The following is an 18,010-nucleotide window of genomic DNA, read 5'->3' as shown; positions in this document are numbered from 1 at the left end:
CTGAAAGCTGTGGACAAAACGGCTCAAGATCGATTCAGAGCTGGTGTCAAGACCCCGGCCAACGTCGTTCAGAACCCGGTGCGGGACAGTGCATCGCGTATCACGAGGCGATGACGCCGCGCTGGCTTCAGCGCGACGACCGGGACCACCCGGCCCGGTCGTCGCGGCGACCTAGCGGTGAAGCGGCATCGTGTTCCTCGGCGTCACCCCGCATGCTGCTGCCGTCGGCGTTGCCGATCCCGGAACCGCGGGATGTGCTTCCGGTAGTGCGGGCGTGGCTGCCCTTGGCAGCGATGACGAGCTGACTTCCGCGGCCCACTGCCGCATGGCCGGGGTGAGCGGTTTCCTCCTCCGGATCGGTCTGCCGGTCCGGTCCGTCTTTCCCTCGAGATGGTCGATCGCACTGTCGGTCGACGGCTGGTTGAGAGGCGGCCATGCGTGGATCCGCATCTTCGACAGCCGCCAGGTCTGGTACTCCTGCCGGTAGTTCCGCCGGGACGCTATGCGTGTTTGCACCTGGTCACGACGCAAGCCTTCGTATTCGGGCTTGAGCATCTGGTCGTCGACGTAACCGTAATCCAGGCGGGCCCGCACGGAAATGACCTCCTGCACCCGCCTGAGGCGTTTGCCGTTCACAGCGAGCTCCCACCGGATATTGTTGTCGCTCTCTTGCGCCCCTGTGGTGGATGCGGAAGAGATTTCCCTCAGATGCCGCTCCACCATGATCTCGTCCGCGGTGATGTGGCCGGTGAGTACCCGCTGCTCGTCCAACCGCGGTCTGGACTCCTCTCGAACGTCTGACGTTCGGGAACTGCTATCCATGGTTTCTCCTTTGTTCGCTCAGAGCTCCAACGGCTCTGGAGACTGGATGGGAGGGGTTTCCTTGGGGCGGTGGGAGCCGGGTTTGCAGCCGGCGAACGGGCCGTTCGGGGAACGAAGGGTGTTCATCGCCGGGGCGAGGAAGTCGCGGTGCCAGGTTGCCGGGCCGATGAGGTCCGCCTTGGGGCCGGTCAGATGTTGCCAGGCCAGCCACAGGCCGTGCAGCTGGGCGATCGCCGTCACGTGCTGCCACCACTGGGGGCACCAGGGCAGCGTCGTGGTCACCTCCTCGCCGTAGGCCGGGAGCAGCAGGCCGTGGACCCACTGGGTGAGCAGATTCAGTTCGGTGGAGAACTCGGGCTCGCCGAGGTAGAGGATGAAGAAGGGCTTGGCCGACTCGGCGGCCTGGGGGTCAGCGGTTTCAGCGGTCTCAGCGGTCGCGATTGTCATCTCTGTGGCAACGGATGCCACCGGGTTTGGTTCAGCGGTGGCCGTGAACCAGATTCCTGATGGTCCGTTACTACCTGCGTGAGTGCGATGAGCGTTGATGCGCAATGGGGGTACGCGGACCCGGCCGGTGCCGAGGATGCCGGCCCGGCGCACCCGGACCGGGTAGGTGCCGGCCGGCTCGCGCCCCGGGGTGCGGCGTGGGTGGCCGCTCATGGCGGATCCGGGGCGACCACGCTGGCCCGGGTCCTGGGTGGGGCGGACATCGGCAGCCGGTGGCCGCGGACCGACCGGGGGGAGCCGGCGCGGGTGCTGCTGGTGGCGCGCACGCACGCGCACGGTCTCGAGGCGGCGTCGCACACCCTGAACGCGATGCGGGAGGGCCGGCACCCCGCCGGTATGGAGCTTGTCGCCGTGGTGCTGGTGGCCGACGCGCCCGGGTCGCTGCCGCGACCCCTCGTGAACCGGATCCGGTTGCTGCGCTCCGTCGCGCCGGTGCACCGGATCCCCTGGATCGCGCAGTGGCGGCTCGGTGAGCAGCCGGCCCGGTTGCCCGGGCAGATCGAGCGGCTGGGCCGGCAGCTGCAGGAGCTCGGTGTCGCGGTCCCGGGCCATCGCTCCTACTGAACTTATCGGTCTCCATCGATCCAGTGGCTGTCCATAAGGGAGCGGCACCATCAGCGGGTCGGGGAAACCTCAGGGAGGCTTCATGGGTACGGATGTCGCGCTGGCGAAGCCCGCTGCCGTGCGGGTGGCGCCGACCGGGGAGCTCGATCCGGATGCTGTCGGTGTGGTCTTCCCGGTGTTCGGCGCGCATCCGCAGGCAGGCACGTCGGGTGTCGCCTTGGCCCTGGCGGACGCCGCGGCGCTGGCCGGTCTGCGGGTCCAGCTGATCGACAGCGCCGAGCCGGCCCGGTCCGGGCTGGTCACGGCGACCCAGGCGGACGGCCGGTCCTGGCCGGTCGGTGACGACCGGGGATCAATCAGGCTGGCATCGCGCAGCCTCGGCCGGGCCGTGGTCAGCGTGCGCCGCATCGTCTCGACCGGGCCTCCGCTGGGGCCGTGGGCGGTGCCGCGGCCGGTCGACTGGGTCGCGCGGGAGCCGTGGCAGGTCGACGTGACCATCGTCGACCTGGGCTGGGACATGTGGCGGGTGATGGCTCCGCAGGCGGGCCTTGGCCCGCTGGAGTGGTGCGTCCTGGGCAACGCAACGGTCCACCCGATCCTGGTGATGCGGGCGACGCTGCCGTCGGTGTCCGCGGCCGAGCTGATCCTGCACCGCTACGGCGTGGGGGTGGAACGGGCCGGGCTGACGCCGGTGCAGCGCCTGGCCGTGGCCGGCGCCGGCGGGTGGCCGGACCGGGTCCGCGGCGCCACCGGCAACCTCGTCGAGGGGCTCGCGCACGACGCGGTGTTCCTGCCGCACGATCCGGTCGCCGCGGTGGAGGGGTGGACCGCCGCGCCCACCCCGCCGGCGTCGTCCCGCCCGGCCGCCACGATCCTGCGGGGGTTCGGTGACCCGTTCGCGGTGGCGCTGGCACCCGCTTCCCCGGGACGCCGGCCCCGGCTGTTCCACCGCAACTGACCCTCTCGAGGAGGCTCTTCCTTGTCCGCGCTCCTGCCGCACGTCCACGGCGTGCTGGCCGACCTGGTACGCGACGTGCCCGGCAACCCCGACCCGTCGCCCCCGCCCGGGGTGTCGGGACCGGTGGAAACGCTCATGTCGTACGTGAAGTGGGGGGTCCTGGTCGTCATCATCACCGCCGGATTCGTCGGCGCGGGCGCGGTGGCGGGCGGTCGGCTCTTCGCCAATCACGGCGCGAGCCGGACCGGTCTCGCGATTCTGCTGAGCGCCCTGGCCGGGGCGGTGCTGTACGCCGGCGTCTACGCCCTGATCACCGCTGTCGCCGGTTGATGGCCGGGAAATCGCGCGCGGGGGCCGTACCCATCGCTCTGGGGATCCTGGTTCTGGTCCTGATCGCGGGTTTCGGACTGCATCTGCTGAACCGGTCCGACGCGGAGGCCGCACCGGAACCGAGTACTCCGCCCCCGCGGGAAAGCACGGACTGGCGGGACACCATCGCCGCCGAGCCGATGCTGCAGTTGCCGGCCGCCGCGGCGAGGCCCCAGCCGCTGGTGGCGCGGACCGCGGGGACGCCGCTGCGCATTCCCGCCTCCCGTAAGGGCTCCGATCCGGTGCCGACGGGTTTCCCGCGCACCGCCGAGGGGGCTCTGGGCCAGTTGGCCGCCATCGACGAGGCGGCGATGTCGACGGCGGACCCGGGTCTGGTGCACGAGGTGTACGAGACCGTCGCCGCGTCCGGTGCGGTGCCGGAGGCCGAATGGACGCCGTCGGTCGCGGTCCAGCGCCTCACGAAGAGCCTGGGCGAGCAGAAGGGTACGGCCGCACGGGTCACGTTCCGCGTTGTGCAGGGCCAGATCAAGGGAACGGTAGGGGATGATTTCGTGCTTGCTTGCGTGCTCGGGGAGTACAGCGTCGCGCTGAGCACCGGTGCCAGTGTCGGTCTCGGTGACTGCCAGCGCATGGTGTGGGACGGCGGCCGCTGGCTCATCGGTCCCGGGGCGCAGCCCGCGTGGGCGCCGTCGGCGTGGCCGGGCAGCGCCGACGCGGTCCGGGCCGGTTGGAAGGAGCTGCGCCGTGCCGCCGCCTAATCCGGTCGGGGATCTGGTCGGTACGGTCGGCGACACGGTGGTGGACCCCGGGTCGTCGGCGTTCGACGCCGCGATGACGTCGATCTGGTCGTTCGGCCTGGAACTGCTCGACGGCTCGCTGGCCACCGTGGACAGATACACCACGCCCGACGTCAACCCGCTCGACGGCCCGCTCGCCGGGGTGCTCCCGATGACCCTCTGGCTCGGGCTCGCCACGCTGATGCTGCTCGCGTTCGTCCAGATCGGCCGGGCCGTCGCGATTGGCGGCCGCGGGCTGGCCCGGATCGCCGTCGGCCTGTTCCAGTACGTAGTGGTCTCGGCGGCCGGTCTCGGTGTGCTGGACACCATGCTGACCGCGAGCAACGCCGTCGCGACCGGCATCCTGTCCGCCGGTTTGCACACCGACCGGTGGCAGAGCATCACCGGCGACGACGCCGTGCTCAAGCGCGCCGAGGGCACGGTCTCCGGCACCGGGCTCGGCATCATCGCGTTGCTGTGCCTCATTCCGGCGGGCTTCTTCTTCCTGGTGGAGTTCCTCGCCCGTAACGCCGGGGTGCTGGTGCTCGCCGCGGCCATCCCGGTCGTGGCCGCCGGGCTGATCTCGGACACCTCACGGGCCTGGTTCTGGACCACGTTCCGGTGGCTGATCGCGCTCGTGCTCATGCCGCCCGGCGTGGCGCTGACCCTGGTGATCGGCATGCGTGTGGCCGGCGACCCCGCGCAGGCCTCCGTCGCGGCGGTGGTGAGCGGTGTCGTGCTGCTCCTCTCGCTCGCGTTCCCGCTGCTGCTGTTCAAGCTGCTGGCGTTCGTCAACCCGGGTACGCCGAGCGGGGCCGCCGCCCGCAACTTCCTGTCCAGCCGGTCGTCCGCGTCCGGTGCCGGGATCGCGGTCAGCTCGGAACGCAACGCCGAGGCCGCGGGCGAGGGCCGGTTCGCCCACGTGCTGGCGGTCCTGGACGCCGCGCGCACCGAGCGCCGGCCCCGGGCCGGCCTCGTCGACCGGCCCGGGCCACGGGTGAGCGATCCCGGTGATGCACCGCCGGACGAGGGTCTCGCGCCCAGCGCGCGGCGGGCCCCGGCCGGGGAGGACAAGGACCGGGCCGAGCCGGAGCGGAGGGAGACGTCCGATGAGCATGCCGTCAGCTGACCGGTCCTACTCGGGCTGGCGCCGCGAACGGTTCGGCTGGTTCCTGGGTCTCACCGGACCGCAACTGACCTGCTGCGTGCTGGCCCTGCTGCCGCTGCTCGTCGCGGTGGGGAGCAGCCGCTGGCTGCTGGCGCTCGAACTGGCGCCGTTCTCCGCCGTCCTGGTGGTGCTGTTCGTTGTCCCGGTCCGCGGGCGGCCCGCCGCCCGGTGGGTCGCCGATGTGTGCCTTTACACCTGGGGGAGAGCAATGGGATGGTCGCGCTGGCGGTCCGCCGCCGCGACGGGAACGGCGCAGGCCGACGACCTCGGCCGGCCCGACCTGCCGGGGATCCTGGCGGGACTGCGGATGTACGACGGACCGCCGTTCGGGTCGACCATGCAACGCGTGTGCGTGCTGCACGATCCGCGGGCGGGCCGCTGGTCGGCGATCGCCCGGGTGTCGCACCCGGGGATCGGTGCGGCCGACGACACGATCCGGGCCCGGTACGCCGATCAGCTCGGTGCGCTGCTCGCGTCGGCGGCCCGGGGCGAGCAGATCTCCCGGGTGTCCGTCCTGGTGCGCACCGTGCCCGACGACGGCGCCGAACGGGCGGCCTGGCTCGCCGACAACGTCTCACCGCTCGCACCGCGACTGGTCCAGGAGATCACCGCCCAGCTGGAGCGCGTGGTCACCGCGGCGGCGGTCCGGCACGAGGTGTACGTGACCGTCGGCGTCGACGAGAACCGGATCCGGCGGCAGGCGGAACAGGCCGGCGGCCGCGTCGAGGGCCGGGCCCGGGTGCTGTACCGCCACCTGCAGGAGATGGAGACCCACCTGCGCGGCCTCGACGCCTCCTCGGTCAGCTGGCTGCACACCGAGGAGGTCGCGGCGGTGATCCGGACCGGTTACAACCCCGGCGAGGCGGCCGCCATCGAACGGGCCCGCCAGGAATGGCTGCGCGGGACGCCGACCCTGACCGGTGTCCCACTCGCGGCGGCGGGACCGGTCAACGCGCCACCGCCGGCGGCCCGGTCGTACGTGCACGACGCGTTCACCACCGTCAGTTACGCGCTGCTGCTCCCCGATCTGCCCACCCACGTGGGAGCGCTGGCGCAGATGCTCGCCCCGTCGGCGCCCGGCGAGCGCCGCACGCTCGCGCTGCACTACCAGCCGGCCGAACCGGCCAAGGCGTCCCGGCAGGTCGAGCGGGACCTGTGGTCGGCCGAGATGTCCGCCGACGTGCGGCAGCGGCGCGGTTTCCGGGTGTCGCGCTCCCAGCAACGCCGCCAGGCCGAGGTGGCCGGGCACGAGAACCAGCTCGCCGCCGGGCACACCATGGTCCGGGTGGCCGGGGCCGCCGCGGTGACGGTGCCGTCGACCTGGCCGGTCGACGACCACGCCGCGTCGTTCGAGGCCACCGCCCGGTCCAGCCATTTCCGGCTGCTGCGCCTCGATCTGGCGCAGGACACCGGTTTCGTGGCCGCTGTCCTCCCGCTCGGCATCGGTCTCCCGGAGAGGAACGCGCACTGATGGCCCCCACCGGCATGGGGCGGGGCCGCTCGGTGACCGACCTCGTCAGCGAGTTCGGCGGCAGCCTGCCCGGCCCCGCGGACGTCCCGGAACCGGCCAGCCGCCGCGACGAGTACGACCTGCTGCGCCCGCGGGCCGGCCGGCGCGGACGGCGTACCCCGGGCTTCGGGTGGTCCCCGGTCCCCGCGCCGCTGACCGCGTACCGGGCCTCGACGGCGGAGATCGGCGGGGTCTTCCCGCTGCTGCCCACGAACGGTCTGCGTCCCACCGGCACGCTGCTCGGGTACGACTCGCTGACCTCGGGCGGGTTCTACTGCGATCCGGTCGGTTGGCTGCTCGACGGCGTGGTCACCAACCCCAACATGATCGTCTTCGGGAAGCCCGGCTCCGGCAAGTCGACCACGGTGAAGGCGTTCCTGCTGCGCTCCATGCGTTTCGGGGTGCGCACACTGATCGCGGGAGACGTCAAAGGCGAGTACGAACAGCTGTGTCACGCGGTCGGGGTGCAGCCGATCGCCCTGGGCCTGGGGCTGCGGGCCAGGATCAATCCGCTCGACCCCGGCCCGCTGGGACAGGGCTGGGACCGGCTCTCGGCGGACGAACGGCGTACCCGGGCATCCTTGATCTTCGCCCGGTGGGTGGTGCTGCTCAAGGCGCTCATCGGGGCGCGGGGCATCGCGGTGAGCCCGGCCGACGAGAACGCGCTGACCACCGTGCTGGCCGAGCTCTCCGGATGGTCCGCCGGCGGGGGACAGCTGCGCACCGTGACGATCCCCGAGGTGCACGACGCGCTGGCCCGGCCCACCGAGGAGCTGGCCCGAGGCTGCCGGTACGCCGGCCGGCAGCAGATGATCGACGACACCCGGCAGGCCACCGACGCGCTCGGCGCCCTGGTCCGGGGCGCGCTCGCCGGGCTGTTCGACGCGCACACGAACGTCGGCCTGGACTGGGACGCGCCGATCCAGTCGTTGTCGCTGCAACGGCTGGAGGACCTCGGCGACGAGGTGGTCGGCGTCGCGCTGGCCTGCGTCAACTCCTGGTCGCGGGCGATGACCGACCTGCGGGCCCCCGGCGAGATCACCATCGTGGTCCGCGACGAGGTGTGGCGGCAGATGCGGCTCGGCGTCGGCGCGGTGCAGTCGCTCGACGCCGACCTGCGGCTGAGCCGCAACGACGGCGAGATCCAGATCCTGGCCGCGCACAAGCCCTCCGACCTGCTGTCGGTCGGCGCGGCGGGCAGTCAGGAGGTCGCCATCGCCAAGGACATGATGTCGCTGTGTGACACGAAGATCATGTTCGCGCAGGACCCGGGCGTCGCCGAGGAACTGTCCAGCCTGGCCGGGCTCAACGACGTCGTGGGGGACTGGGTCTCGGGCTGGGCCCGGCAGCGGACCGGCCGGGCGGTCTGGATGGTCGGCAACCGGCCGTTCAAGGTCACCACGGTCCGGGCCCCGGCGGAGATCCCGCTGCTGGACACCAACGCGGCGATGGTGGCCGGATCGTGAAGCGGATCCTGCTCGGCCTCGCGCTGGTGTTCTGGCTCGTGCTGCCGCTCGGTGCGGTGCTCGTCGCGGCCTCCACCGCGTCCGCGTCCGCCTCGGCACCCTGCGGGCCCGGTGGGAGCACGACCCAGGTGCAGGGCGTCGAACTGAGCGCCGAGCAGCTGGGCAACGCCGCGACCATCGTGTCCGTCGTCCGGCAGCGCAACCTGCCCCCGCGCGCGGCGGTGATCGCGGTCGCCACCGCCATGCAGGAGTCGTCACTGCACAACGACCTGCGGATGCTCGACCACGACTCGATCGGGTTGTTCCAGCAACGGGTGCAGTTCTTCACCGCCCGGGTGGCCGGCGACCCGGTCGCGTCGACCACGCTGTTCCTCACCAAACTGGTCAAGGTCGCCGGTTGGGACACCCGGCCGCTGACCGACGTCGCCTCCGACGTCCAGGTCCCGCGCGCGGACCTGCGCGGCGAGTACGCCAAATGGGAGACGCTGGCCCAGACCGTCGCCGACACGATCTGGCCGGGGGCGGTGACGGACTGCGCCTACGGTACGGACGACGCGGCCGCGGGTGCCGGCGGCCCGCTGCCGGTGGGGTACCGGCTGCCGACCGAGGGCCAGGCGCGCACGGCGGTGAACTTCGCTCTGCAGCAGCTCGGCGACCCGTACGTCTTCGGTGCCAACGGCCCGGACACCTGGGACTGCAGCAGCCTGATGCAACGGGCGTGGGCGGCGGCGGACGTCGCGATCCCCCGGGTGACCACCGACCAGGTGCGCAGCGGCATGCCCGTCCCGGGCCTGGCGGCGATGCGTCCCGGCGACCTCATCTTCATCGCGGGCAGCCTCGGCACCATGTCCAGCCCTCGCCACGTGGGGATGTACATCGGCACCGGCGACGACGGCAAGCAGTACCTCGTCCAGGCCCCCCAGAGCGGCGATGTGGTCAAGGTGAGCCCGGTGAGCAACTGGGCCAACCTGATCGCGGCGATCCGCCGTCCGGGATAGCTAGGCCGGGGCGGGGAGCCGGACCGTGACGAGCAGTCCCCCGGAGGAGCCGGGCCGCAGCTCCAGGGTTCCGTCGTGGGCCTGGACGACGCTCTGCACGATGGCCAGGCCGAGGCCGGCTCCGGCATGCTCGTCGGTACGGGTCCGGCTCGTCCCGCGCTGGAACGGCTCGGTGAGCGTCGGCACCAGACCGGTTGGGAGCCGCCGGCCGGTGTTCTCGACGCGCAGGACGCTCGTGTCGTCGTACCCACCGGTGTGGATCGTGATGGTCCCGCCGGTGGGGAGGTTGTGGACGATCGCGTTCTGGACGAGGTTCGTCACCATCCGGGTCAGCAGTTCGGCGGAACCGCTGGTCCGGGCCGGCCCGCCGGTGAGGTCCAGCGTGATCCGGCGCTGTTCGGCCAGCGGCAGCAGGGTCTCGACGGACTCCTCGGCGAGCAGGGAGAGGTCGACGTCCCGGCGGGTGAAGCGGTCGCCGCGGCTGAGCAGCAACAGCGCCTCGGTGAGGTCGATGGCCCGGGTGTTGGCGGCGTGCAGGCGGTCGATGAGGTCGTCGCGGCCCCGCGCGGGGTCCTGGCGGGCCACGTCGAGCAGCGCCCGCGAGATCGCCAGCGGTGTGCGCAGCTCGTGCGAGGCGTTGGCGGCGAACCGCTGCTGCTCGGCGACGTGCGCCTCGAGCCGGGCGAGCATGGCGTCGAAGGCGTCGGCCAGCTCCCGGAACTCGTCGCCGCGGCCCGGCAGCCGGATCCGGTGGTCGAGTGATCCGGCGGTGGCGGTGCGGGTGGCGTGCGTGATGCGCGACAGTGGCGCGAGCATGCGGCCGGCGAGGATCCATCCGCCGGCGAGCCCGAACACGAGCAGGAGCGCCAGCACCGCGGCCGCTCTCGGGGCGAAGAACCGCAGGAGGTTGGAGCGTACCGGGAAGACGCCGGTGTATTCGGTGCCGCTGGGGACGAGGAGCGCGCGGTCGGGGACGTATCGCAGGAGGAACACCCACACGGCCGCGAGCAGCAGGGCGCCCGCGACCATGAGGAACCCGGCGTAGCTGAGCGTGAGTCGCAGGCGGACGCTCGGCCCGGGTGCCCTATCCATGGTCGATGCGGTATCCGACACCGGCCACGGTGGCGATGACCCACGGTTCGCCGAGGCGTTTGCGCAGCGCCGAGACCGTGATCCGCACGGCGTTGGTGAACGGGTCGGCGTTGCTGTCCCAGGCCCGTTCCAGCAGGTCCTCGGCGCTGACCACGCCGCCCTCGGCGGCGACGAGGACCTCCAGCACGGCGAACTGCTTGCGGGTGAGCGCGACGTAGCGCCCGTCGCGGAACACCTCCCGGCGGAACGGGTCGAGCCGCAGGCCGGCGATCTCGCGTACCGGGGGCCGGGCGTGCCCGCGCCGGCGGTCGAGCGCCCGCAGCCGCAGGACGAGTTCGCGCAGGTCGAACGGTTTGGTGAGGTAGTCGTCGGCGCCGAGCTCGAAGCCGGACGCCTTGTCGTCGATGCGGTCGGCGGCGGTGAGCATGAGGATCGGGATGCCGCTGCCGGAGGCGATGATGTGCCGGGCCACCTCGTCGCCGGACGGACCGGGGATGTCCCGGTCGAGGACCGCGAGGTCGTAGGCGTTGACGCCGAGCATCTCCAGGGCCGCGTCGCCGTCACCGGCGATGTCGGCGGCGATCGCCGCCAGGCGCAACCCGTCCCGGACCGCCTCGGCCAGGTGCGGCTCGTCCTCCACGATCAGTACGCGCATGCCGCGAGCCTAGACATGCCGGACCCGCGACCCCGGCGGTTGTACCTCCGACGGGTGGCGCCACCAGCGGCGGGACGCCAGCGCGGCCAGCCCGGCGCCGGCGGCGTTGACCAGGACATCGTCGACGGAGGACACCCGGTCCAGCTGGAAGACGTACTGCGCGGTCTCGACCAGGACCGAGCAGCCCGCACCGAGCGCCAGGACCCGCGGCAGGGAGGCCGCCGCCGCGAACCGGATCGGGGCGAAGAACCCCAGCGCCGCGAAGATCACCAGGTTGCCGGCGATCCCGAGCGGGCCCATCGTCACCAGGTCCTGCAGCGGGATCAGGCTCACCCGTCCGGGGACGACGCCGGCCCCGGGGCCCGGCATCAGCGTCAGCCACACCATCGGCGCGGTCCCGTAGACCATGCCCACCTCGGCCGCACTCGTCCGGACGGCACGGCCGGACAAGGTCAGGACCCACCCGGCGAGTACGGCCAGAGGCAGCCCGGCAAGCGTCATCAGCACCACGCCGTTCTCGGTGTCGTAGCAACCGTGCCACCGCCCGGAGAAGCACGCCGGAGCGGCCATCAGCAGGGGACGCCGCACCGCGAACGCCGCGGCGGCCACGCCGAGGACAACCAGGAGGATCCGCTTCATACCCCCAGGGGAACCGACGGGCGGTTGCCGTGGCGTATCCGGTTCCGCATACGCCCGCGATACAGGTGATCGTCAGCGTGGCGTGGCGGCCAGGGTCACCGAGACGAGGGTGCCGCCGTCGGCGCGGACGACGGTGACGAAGGACAGGCTCGCCGGGGTGGCCCGGACGTCGCCGGAGACGTCCTGGACGACGCCGTCACCGGTCCAGGAGACCACCGGGATCGCCGCTCCGTCGGTGGTGACGGCGTACATCCGGTAGCCGGTCGCCGGGACCAGGCCCGAGACGGTGGCTTTCAGGGTGGCCCCCGCGGGTGAGCTCGTCAGCAGCAGGGAGATGGACGCGCCGGTCGACCGGTCGGAGGCGGAGACCGTCGCGGCCACCGGCACCGGGCGTTCCGCGGCCTCCGGTGGGTCCCCGTCGATCAGTACCGACAGCACGAGGCCGCCGGACATCAGGACCGCTGCGGCGACGAGGGCGTTCTGCACGAGCGCGCGCACCCGGTGGGCCGTCCAGCGGGCCGGCCGGTGGCGGCGGGCCGAGGTGACCGTACGCGTGGGGACCCCGGCCCTGAGCCGGTCGCGATCCGCCGCCGGGAGCAGGGCGATCGCCGCGAGCGCTTCGCAGACCTCGCCGGCGTGGGCCTGGCAGGCGGCGCAATGCGGGAGGTGTTCCTCCACCCGGCGGTTGTCGTCCGGGCCGAGCCGATCGGCGTAATAGGGCCCGAGCAGCACCGCGACATGCGACTCATCACGGACATTTTCGAGCGCGTCCAAGGGTGTCCTCGCAGATTCTGTCCGCCGATATGGTGCTCATTCAACGGCGCGGCCGGTGACCGGGTTCACCCCGATTTCGCATTCCCGCACCGGAACCGGGCGCGTGAACCGATTCCGGTATCCCGCCGTTGGATGTTCGACCCAGATCATTATGGCCTTGAAGGTGCGTTGATGACCTCGTCCGTCCGAAAATCTCGAAGGCTTCGATGGCGGTCTTCCCCTATGGCCCGCCGTCGTGCGGCGTTCGCCGGGTTGAGCGCCACGATTCTCACCGCCGGACTCCTGCCGCTGCAAGGCGACGGCCCGGCCTCAGCCGGCGGGGCGAAACTCGCGGGAAAGAACGTGCCACCGGCCCTGGCGGAAGCGATCGTCGCGGCCTCGCTGTCCTGTCCGACGCTGAGCCCGGCGCGGCTGTCCGCCCAGATCATGATGGCTTCGCGGTTCACCAACGGGGCTCAGGGCGTGGCCGGGCTGACCGACGACATGTGGGAGAAGTGGCGTCCGGCCGAGGACGCGGTCCGCGGGAACAGCGAGGCGAACATCTACGCGCTGGCCCACGGCACCTGTGACCTCGTCGGGCAGCTGCGCTCCGAGGGCCTCACCGGCGACATGTGGCCGTTGGCGCTCGCCGCGGGCCGCAGCGGCCTCGACGTGGTGGCGAAGGAGAAGGGCGTCCCGGAGGACATCCGGTCCGATGTCGACAAGGCCTCGGCCTATGCGCGGTGGTATGCCGACCAGGAGCCGTTCCGGATCAGCGCCCGTACGGTGCAGGCGGTCCAGCACGTGCCGGCGGCGGCCAAGGTCCCACCCGCCTACACCGCCGCGATCCGCAAGGCGGGCAAGATCTGCCCGGCGATCACCGCGCCCCGCATCGCCGCGCAGCTCATGGCGATGTCCAAGTTCGATCCGAACCTGCGCTCGCCCGACGGTGAGCAGGGCATCGCGCAGTTCAGCCCCGAGATGTGGCGCCAGTACCGCCCGTCGGAGTCCGCGTCGGTGTGGAAGCCGGACGACGCGATCCCCGCGCTCGGCATGGCGATGTGCGACCTGGACGCCCAGCTCGGCGAGCTCAACGGGGCCGAGCCCTATCGTCTGGCCCTCGCGTCGTACCAGTGGGGGGAGTCCGCGGTGCGGGCGGCGAACGGGGTCCCACGGGCGAACGTGTCGCAGCTGGCGGAGTCCGCGGTGAACTTCGTCGCGGAGTACGAGAAGGACCCGGAGCTGAACCCCGGCCTGCCGGTGGCCGCGAGCCCGTCGCCGTGGACGGGGCCGGTGGTGGGCGGCAGCACCCCGCAGGTGACGGTGCCTCAGCCCGGCTCAGCTGCGAAGCCGGCCCCCGGCGCCGGTGGCAAGCCCACGGCCGGTGCGAAGCCCACGAAGAAGCCCCGGCCCACCGGCGGTGCCAAGCCGACTTCCGGTCCCCGGCCGACGACCGGTCCGGAGCCGACCACCGAACCGACTACTGCTCCTGAGCCGACGACCGCTCCTGAGCCGACGACCGGACCGACGACCACGAAGCCCCGGCCGCCGGCCACCACCAAGCCCACGACCCGGGCGCCGGCCCCACCGGCGACGATCGGCGGGTTCCGGGTCGGCGACACCTATCAGCTGGTCAACGACTGGACCAATTCGGTGGCGGAAATTCCCTACCAGGATTCCAACAAGACCGTGGGTGCCCATGTCGTGCTCTGGAAGAACAAAAAAGAAAAGGACATGTACTGGCGGCTGACCGCCGCTCCCGAGAAGAACTACATCGTCTGGGTGAATGCTTACAGCGGCCTTGCGATGGCGGTGGAGCCCGGCGGTACCTGGAACGGCGCGAAAATCCTGCAGGTGAAAGTGAACCCCACGGACCGTTACCAGCAATGGTCCCTGGAATACGCGGGTTACAGCAGGTTGCACATCCGCAACCACGCTACCGGCAAGCTGCTGGAGATCCTCGGTTCCGACGTGGCGCCGACCGCGAAGGACGGCACCTGGAACGGCCACTGGGTCGAGGTCTGGGACGAGGTCTCCACCCAGCGTGACCAGAGATGGAGTCTCGTCCGATGATGGCGAAGAAGAACGTGATCGCCGCCGGGGCCACCGGGGCCGCCGCGGTGGTCGTCGTGGGGGTGGTCGGTGTCCTGGGCGTCACCGGCGCCGACGCGGGCTCCGGGTTCGCGATCATCGACCCGGGTGGCAAGTGCGTCGACGTGGCCGGGGCGTCCCGGGCCGACCGGACCGCGGTGCAGTTGTTCACCTGCAACCGCACGGTGGCGCAGAAGTGGACGATCGAGGACGACGACTCGGTCCGGGCGCTGGGCAAGTGTCTGGACGTGACCGACGGGTCCACCTCCGACGGCGCCAAGGTGCAGTTGTTCGCCTGCAACGACACACCGGCGCAGAAGTGGGAGGTCAACCACGGTCTGCTGGTCAACACGGGTTCGGGCAAGTGCCTGGACGCGACCGACTGGGGCTGGGCGGACCGCACCAGGTTGCAGGTCTGGACCTGCACCGGCGCCAGCAACCAGGTCTGGCTGCTGCCGCTCGAGGTGCCGGCCGACCCGACGGCCACCCCGCCGGCCGGACCCACGGTCGGTCTGCCCGCTGACCCGACGGACGATCCGACCGGCGATCCGACCGGCGATCCGACCGGTGGCCCGACGACCAGCCCGGCGACCGGCGAACCGGCGACAGGTGCGCCGACGACGAGCCCGACGAGCAGCCCGGCGCCGGATCCGACGGTGGGGCCGACGGCGCCACCGGCCGGGCTCGACCCGGGGGTGGCTCCGGGCGGCAACTTCGACCTGTCGACCTGGCACCTGGAGCTGCCGGTCGGCAGCCCCGGTCGGCCGGACGTGATCCCGCCGTCGCGGCTGCGCGGCCCCGACGGATACGTCAACCCGGCCTACTTCTGGACCGACAAGACGGACGGCTCGATGACGTTCTGGGCGCCCGAGCGGGGCGTGACCTGGAAGGAGTCGAGGTACCCGCGGTCGGAGCTGCGGGAGATGAACCCGGACGGCTCCGCGAAGTACTGGGCCAAGGCAGGCAGCCACACGCTGAGCGCCGAGCTGCGGGTGGCGCAGGTGACCAAGAACGTGTGTGTCGGTCAGGTGCACCTCGGCTCGGGCGGCCCGTCGATGAAGCCGTTGCTCGAGCTCTATTACCGGCCGTCCGGCGACATCTACATCGGTATGGAGAACTCGCCCGCCGGTGGCCAGACCCTGCACAAGGTCGGCAACGTCCGGCTCGGTGACCGCTGGAGCTATGTCATCAACGTCTCCGGCAACACCGTCAACCTGACCGTGAACGGCAAGCGGACCAGCTATCCGATCCCGTCCTCGTTCAACCAGTACAAGCACTTCTTCCAGCTCGGCGCGTACAACCAGTCCGTGTCGTCGAACAGTGCCAACGGCGCGCGGGTCAAGTTCTACAGCATGGACGTCGACCACAGGTAGGAAAAGGCCGGCGGAGCGATCGCTCCGCCGGCCGTCGTCTCACCAGTCCTTGTCACCGGGTACGGGTTCCGCGTCGCCGTCCGTCCAGTGCGACGTGGCGGCGGCCGGCACCGCGGGACCGGTGGTCGAAGGCCCGGCCCATGCCGGGTCACCCCGGTCGGCGGCGGTGTCCGATCGGCGGCTCATCGCGTCGACCGGGACCAGTGGGCCGTGCACCTGGACGGGCAGCGCCGACAGGTGTTCGTCGCCGTCACCGCCCCGCCAGATCCGCCGGATCCGCCGGACCAGGAACGTCGTGGCGGCCGCGATGACGACCAGGACCAGGACGAGAAGCCAGGTGTGCCGGCGGGGTTCCGGCGCCGGGGCCTCGTCGGCCGCCGCCGCGGTCTCCTCGGCGAGGGCCCGGGTCACCGACACCCCCGGGTTGATCATTCCCCAGCCGAAGGAACCGTCGGGCAGCGTGCCCTCGCCGATCTGGTCCGCGGTCACCTCGATGCGGTGCGCGACCTGCGCGGCGGTGAGGTCCGGGAAAGCGGACCGGACGAGCGCGGCCTGACCGGCGGTGAAGGCCACGGCGTAGTACGTGCCGTTCCCCGCCGATCCCCCGGAAGCGGTGACACCGAGGCTGGTCACGTTCACCCCCGGCGCGGAGACGTCGACACCGCCCTTGCGGTACGTGTCCGCGCCGCGCAGGTCGGCGCTGACGCCGGCGACCCGGATGAACCCCGGCCCGGCCGGCGGTTCGCCCTTGTCGTCCTCCGCCTTGGCGCCGAGGACGACGACCACGTCGTTGCGCACCGCCTCCTGCAGCGCCGCGGCGACCTCGGGTGCCCCGGCGTCCACGGCGGGACCCAGCGCGATGATGCCGGCGCCGGACGTCACCGCGTACGCGATGCCCTGGGCCTGGGCGTTGGGGGGTTGCACGGCCGCGGGTCCGGCGGCCACCCGGACCGGCAGGACCGACGCGTCCGGTGCCACGCCGGTCAGTTCGCTGCCCGGGATCTGATGGGCGGTGATCAGGGCCGCCATGGAGGAGCCCGTCCCGATGCAGTCGGAGTCACCGGGACTCTTGTCGTCCGCCATGTCCCGGCCCGGGCTGACCCGGCCGGTCAGCTGCGGCAGTTTCCCGTTGACCCCGGAGTCGACCACGGCGACGACCTGGCCCTTGCCGCTGCTGTGCGGCCAGGCGAGATCCGCGGCCAGGCGCAGCTGGGCCCAGTCCACCCGGGTCGTCGACGCGGCGCCGGCACAACTCGTTCCCGCCGGGGCGGCGACCACCGGTGGTGCGCCGGTGCCGGCGCTGTCCGCTGTGGAGAGCGGCCCGTAGACGATCTCCGGGCCGACGGCGTCCCAGGGCATGATCAGTCGCCACCCGGCCGTCAGGCGAGCCGGATCGGCCAGCACGCCCTGGTCCGGCTGCGCCCGCCCGACGTTGAGGTTGAATATCTCCGTCGACCGCGCGTCACTGCCGAGAAATCGTCCCGCTATCTCGGTCAGGTTCTCCGGGGAGCCCGCATATGTCGCCGCGACGACGTAGTACTTCACCAATGCGGTATCGGCCCCGGCGGGCTGGGCCGGACCGATTCCGAGCAGTGCCGCCGACGCCGTGACAAGGCTGAAAAGGGCACCTCGCTTCGTGGTTGACCAGCGGGAACGATGGGCCCCTGGCTTCATTTCGTTGACCTCTCCGGATATGTTCCCGTGAAGAATCCGCGCTCTGCCAAGGACTTGCGGAGTGCGCGGATAGCGTGAAACGATCTTGACTTGACGGTGCCCGGGGGAATGTTCAGCGACGCTGCCGCCTCAGCAATGGAATGTTCCTCGAAATACAGGGTGATCAGCGTGGTGCGCAGGCGTTCCGGCAGGGCGGCGACCGCGTCGCGGACCGTCCGGGAGTCGAGATCGCGCAGGATGCGCTCCTCGGTGTGGTCGTAGGCGACCTCGAGGACCTCGTCGGTGTATTCGACCGGCCGCACCCGTGCCGCGCGGACGTTGTCGATCGCCACCCGCCGCGCGACGGTGAACAACCAGGCCCGGTTCCAGCGCCCGTCCTCGTTGCGGGCCCCGGGGTTCCGCCACGCTCGCAGCAGCGTCTCCTGCACGATGTCCTCGGCCCAGTGGATGTCGCCGTTCGCCAGCCCGACGGCGTACGCGACGAGCACCGGACGGTGGATCAGGTGCAGATGCCGCAGCGCCGCGGCCTCTCCGGGATCCCGTACGTCCACAGTGCTCCGACCCTCAGCGGCCGAGCGCTGGACCTCGTCGTCAACCGGATGCACGCGCCACCCCTTCCCCCGGGGTTACGCAC

18 protein-coding genes are annotated in these 18,010 nt (G+C 71.8%); 10 read left to right on the top strand and 8 right to left on the bottom strand.

What is annotated here, in order from left to right; all coding sequences use genetic code 11:
• Window positions 1-171 precede the first annotated feature (171 nt).
• Window positions 172-771, bottom strand: a complete 600-nt coding sequence (locus ACIA6A_RS18125; RefSeq protein ID WP_396098824.1) for a hypothetical protein — start codon at window positions 769-771, stop codon at window positions 172-174.
• A gap of 69 nt (window positions 772-840) precedes the next feature.
• Window positions 841-1,269, bottom strand: a complete 429-nt coding sequence (locus ACIA6A_RS18120) for a DUF4913 domain-containing protein (RefSeq protein ID WP_396098823.1) — start codon at window positions 1,267-1,269, stop codon at window positions 841-843.
• 87 nt (window positions 1,270-1,356) lie between these two features.
• Between ACIA6A_RS18120 and ACIA6A_RS18115 the strand changes: the two genes are divergently transcribed.
• The 8 genes from ACIA6A_RS18115 to ACIA6A_RS18080 all read left to right on the top strand — a co-directional run bounded on the left by ACIA6A_RS18115 (window position 1,357) and on the right by ACIA6A_RS18080 (window position 9,099).
• Complete coding sequence (locus tag ACIA6A_RS18115; protein ID WP_396098822.1) at window positions 1,357-1,893, top strand: DUF6668 family protein; 537 nt, start codon at window positions 1,357-1,359, stop codon at window positions 1,891-1,893.
• An 82-nt stretch (window positions 1,894-1,975) separates the two neighbouring features.
• Window positions 1,976-2,851: a hypothetical protein gene (locus tag ACIA6A_RS18110; protein ID WP_396098821.1), complete on the top strand. Its 876-nt coding sequence runs from the start codon at window positions 1,976-1,978 to the stop codon at window positions 2,849-2,851.
• A gap of 21 nt (window positions 2,852-2,872) precedes the next feature.
• The gene (locus tag ACIA6A_RS18105) at window positions 2,873-3,181 is read left to right on the top strand and encodes a hypothetical protein (RefSeq protein WP_396098820.1); all 309 of its coding nucleotides are present in this window, start codon (window positions 2,873-2,875) and stop codon (window positions 3,179-3,181) included.
• Window positions 3,181-3,939 carry a hypothetical protein gene (locus ACIA6A_RS18100; RefSeq protein ID WP_396098819.1) on the top strand — a complete coding sequence of 253 codons (759 nt, stop codon included), beginning with the start codon at window positions 3,181-3,183 and terminating at the stop codon, window positions 3,937-3,939. The genes ACIA6A_RS18105 and ACIA6A_RS18100 overlap by 1 nt, the downstream gene beginning before the upstream one ends.
• Window positions 3,926-5,086, top strand: a complete 1,161-nt coding sequence (locus ACIA6A_RS18095) for a hypothetical protein (RefSeq protein WP_396098818.1) — start codon at window positions 3,926-3,928, stop codon at window positions 5,084-5,086. The genes ACIA6A_RS18100 and ACIA6A_RS18095 overlap by 14 nt, the downstream gene beginning before the upstream one ends.
• Window positions 5,067-6,596, top strand: coding sequence for an SCO6880 family protein (locus tag ACIA6A_RS18090; RefSeq protein WP_396098817.1), 1,530 nt, complete (start codon window positions 5,067-5,069; stop codon window positions 6,594-6,596). Before ACIA6A_RS18095 ends, ACIA6A_RS18090 begins: the two co-directional genes overlap by 20 nt.
• Window positions 6,596-8,101 (top strand): ATP-binding protein, encoded by a 1,506-nt coding sequence (locus tag ACIA6A_RS18085; RefSeq protein ID WP_396098816.1) that lies wholly within the window; start codon window positions 6,596-6,598, stop codon window positions 8,099-8,101. The genes ACIA6A_RS18090 and ACIA6A_RS18085 overlap by 1 nt, the downstream gene beginning before the upstream one ends.
• Window positions 8,098-9,099 carry a C40 family peptidase gene (locus ACIA6A_RS18080; protein WP_396098815.1) on the top strand — a complete coding sequence of 334 codons (1,002 nt, stop codon included), beginning with the start codon at window positions 8,098-8,100 and terminating at the stop codon, window positions 9,097-9,099. The genes ACIA6A_RS18085 and ACIA6A_RS18080 overlap by 4 nt, the downstream gene beginning before the upstream one ends.
• On the opposite strand, the gene ACIA6A_RS18075 is transcribed toward ACIA6A_RS18080, so the two are convergent.
• The 4 genes from ACIA6A_RS18075 to ACIA6A_RS18060 form a co-directional block, all read right to left on the bottom strand.
• Window positions 9,100-10,191 carry a sensor histidine kinase gene (locus tag ACIA6A_RS18075; protein WP_396098814.1) on the bottom strand — a complete coding sequence of 364 codons (1,092 nt, stop codon included), beginning with the start codon at window positions 10,189-10,191 and terminating at the stop codon, window positions 9,100-9,102.
• The gene (locus ACIA6A_RS18070; RefSeq protein ID WP_396098813.1) at window positions 10,184-10,846 is read right to left on the bottom strand and encodes a response regulator transcription factor; all 663 of its coding nucleotides are present in this window, start codon (window positions 10,844-10,846) and stop codon (window positions 10,184-10,186) included. The genes ACIA6A_RS18075 and ACIA6A_RS18070 overlap by 8 nt, the downstream gene beginning before the upstream one ends.
• A gap of 9 nt (window positions 10,847-10,855) precedes the next feature.
• Window positions 10,856-11,485, bottom strand: coding sequence for a VanZ family protein (locus ACIA6A_RS18065; RefSeq protein ID WP_396098812.1), 630 nt, complete (start codon window positions 11,483-11,485; stop codon window positions 10,856-10,858).
• Between the two features lie 72 nt (window positions 11,486-11,557).
• Entirely contained in the window at window positions 11,558-12,259 is a 702-nt protein-coding gene (locus ACIA6A_RS18060) for a zf-HC2 domain-containing protein (protein WP_396098811.1), read from the bottom strand.
• A gap of 222 nt (window positions 12,260-12,481) precedes the next feature.
• Between ACIA6A_RS18060 and ACIA6A_RS18055 the strand changes: the two genes are divergently transcribed.
• Together ACIA6A_RS18055 and ACIA6A_RS18050 are read left to right on the top strand one after the other, a co-directional pair.
• Window positions 12,482-14,311 (top strand): RICIN domain-containing protein, encoded by a 1,830-nt coding sequence (locus ACIA6A_RS18055; protein WP_396098810.1) that lies wholly within the window; start codon window positions 12,482-12,484, stop codon window positions 14,309-14,311.
• Window positions 14,293-15,702, top strand: a complete 1,410-nt coding sequence (locus ACIA6A_RS18050; protein WP_396098809.1) for a polysaccharide lyase family 7 protein — start codon at window positions 14,293-14,295, stop codon at window positions 15,700-15,702. The genes ACIA6A_RS18055 and ACIA6A_RS18050 overlap by 19 nt, the downstream gene beginning before the upstream one ends.
• Before the next feature lie 39 nt (window positions 15,703-15,741).
• Here the strand turns inward: ACIA6A_RS18050 and ACIA6A_RS18045 are convergent, their stop codons facing one another.
• Window positions 15,742-17,247, bottom strand: coding sequence for a S8 family serine peptidase (locus ACIA6A_RS18045; RefSeq protein ID WP_396098808.1), 1,506 nt, complete (start codon window positions 17,245-17,247; stop codon window positions 15,742-15,744).
• 125 nt (window positions 17,248-17,372) lie between these two features.
• On the bottom strand, window positions 17,373-17,981 hold the full coding sequence (locus tag ACIA6A_RS18040; RefSeq protein WP_396098807.1) for a sigma-70 family RNA polymerase sigma factor: 609 nt from the start codon (window positions 17,979-17,981) through the stop codon (window positions 17,373-17,375).
• Window positions 17,982-18,010 lie beyond the last annotated feature (29 nt).

It is taken from the genome of Actinoplanes sp. NPDC051494, assembly GCF_044454705.1.
Taxonomy (GTDB): domain Bacteria; phylum Actinomycetota; class Actinomycetes; order Mycobacteriales; family Micromonosporaceae; genus Actinoplanes.
This window is presented reverse-complemented; position numbering and strand designations above follow the sequence as displayed.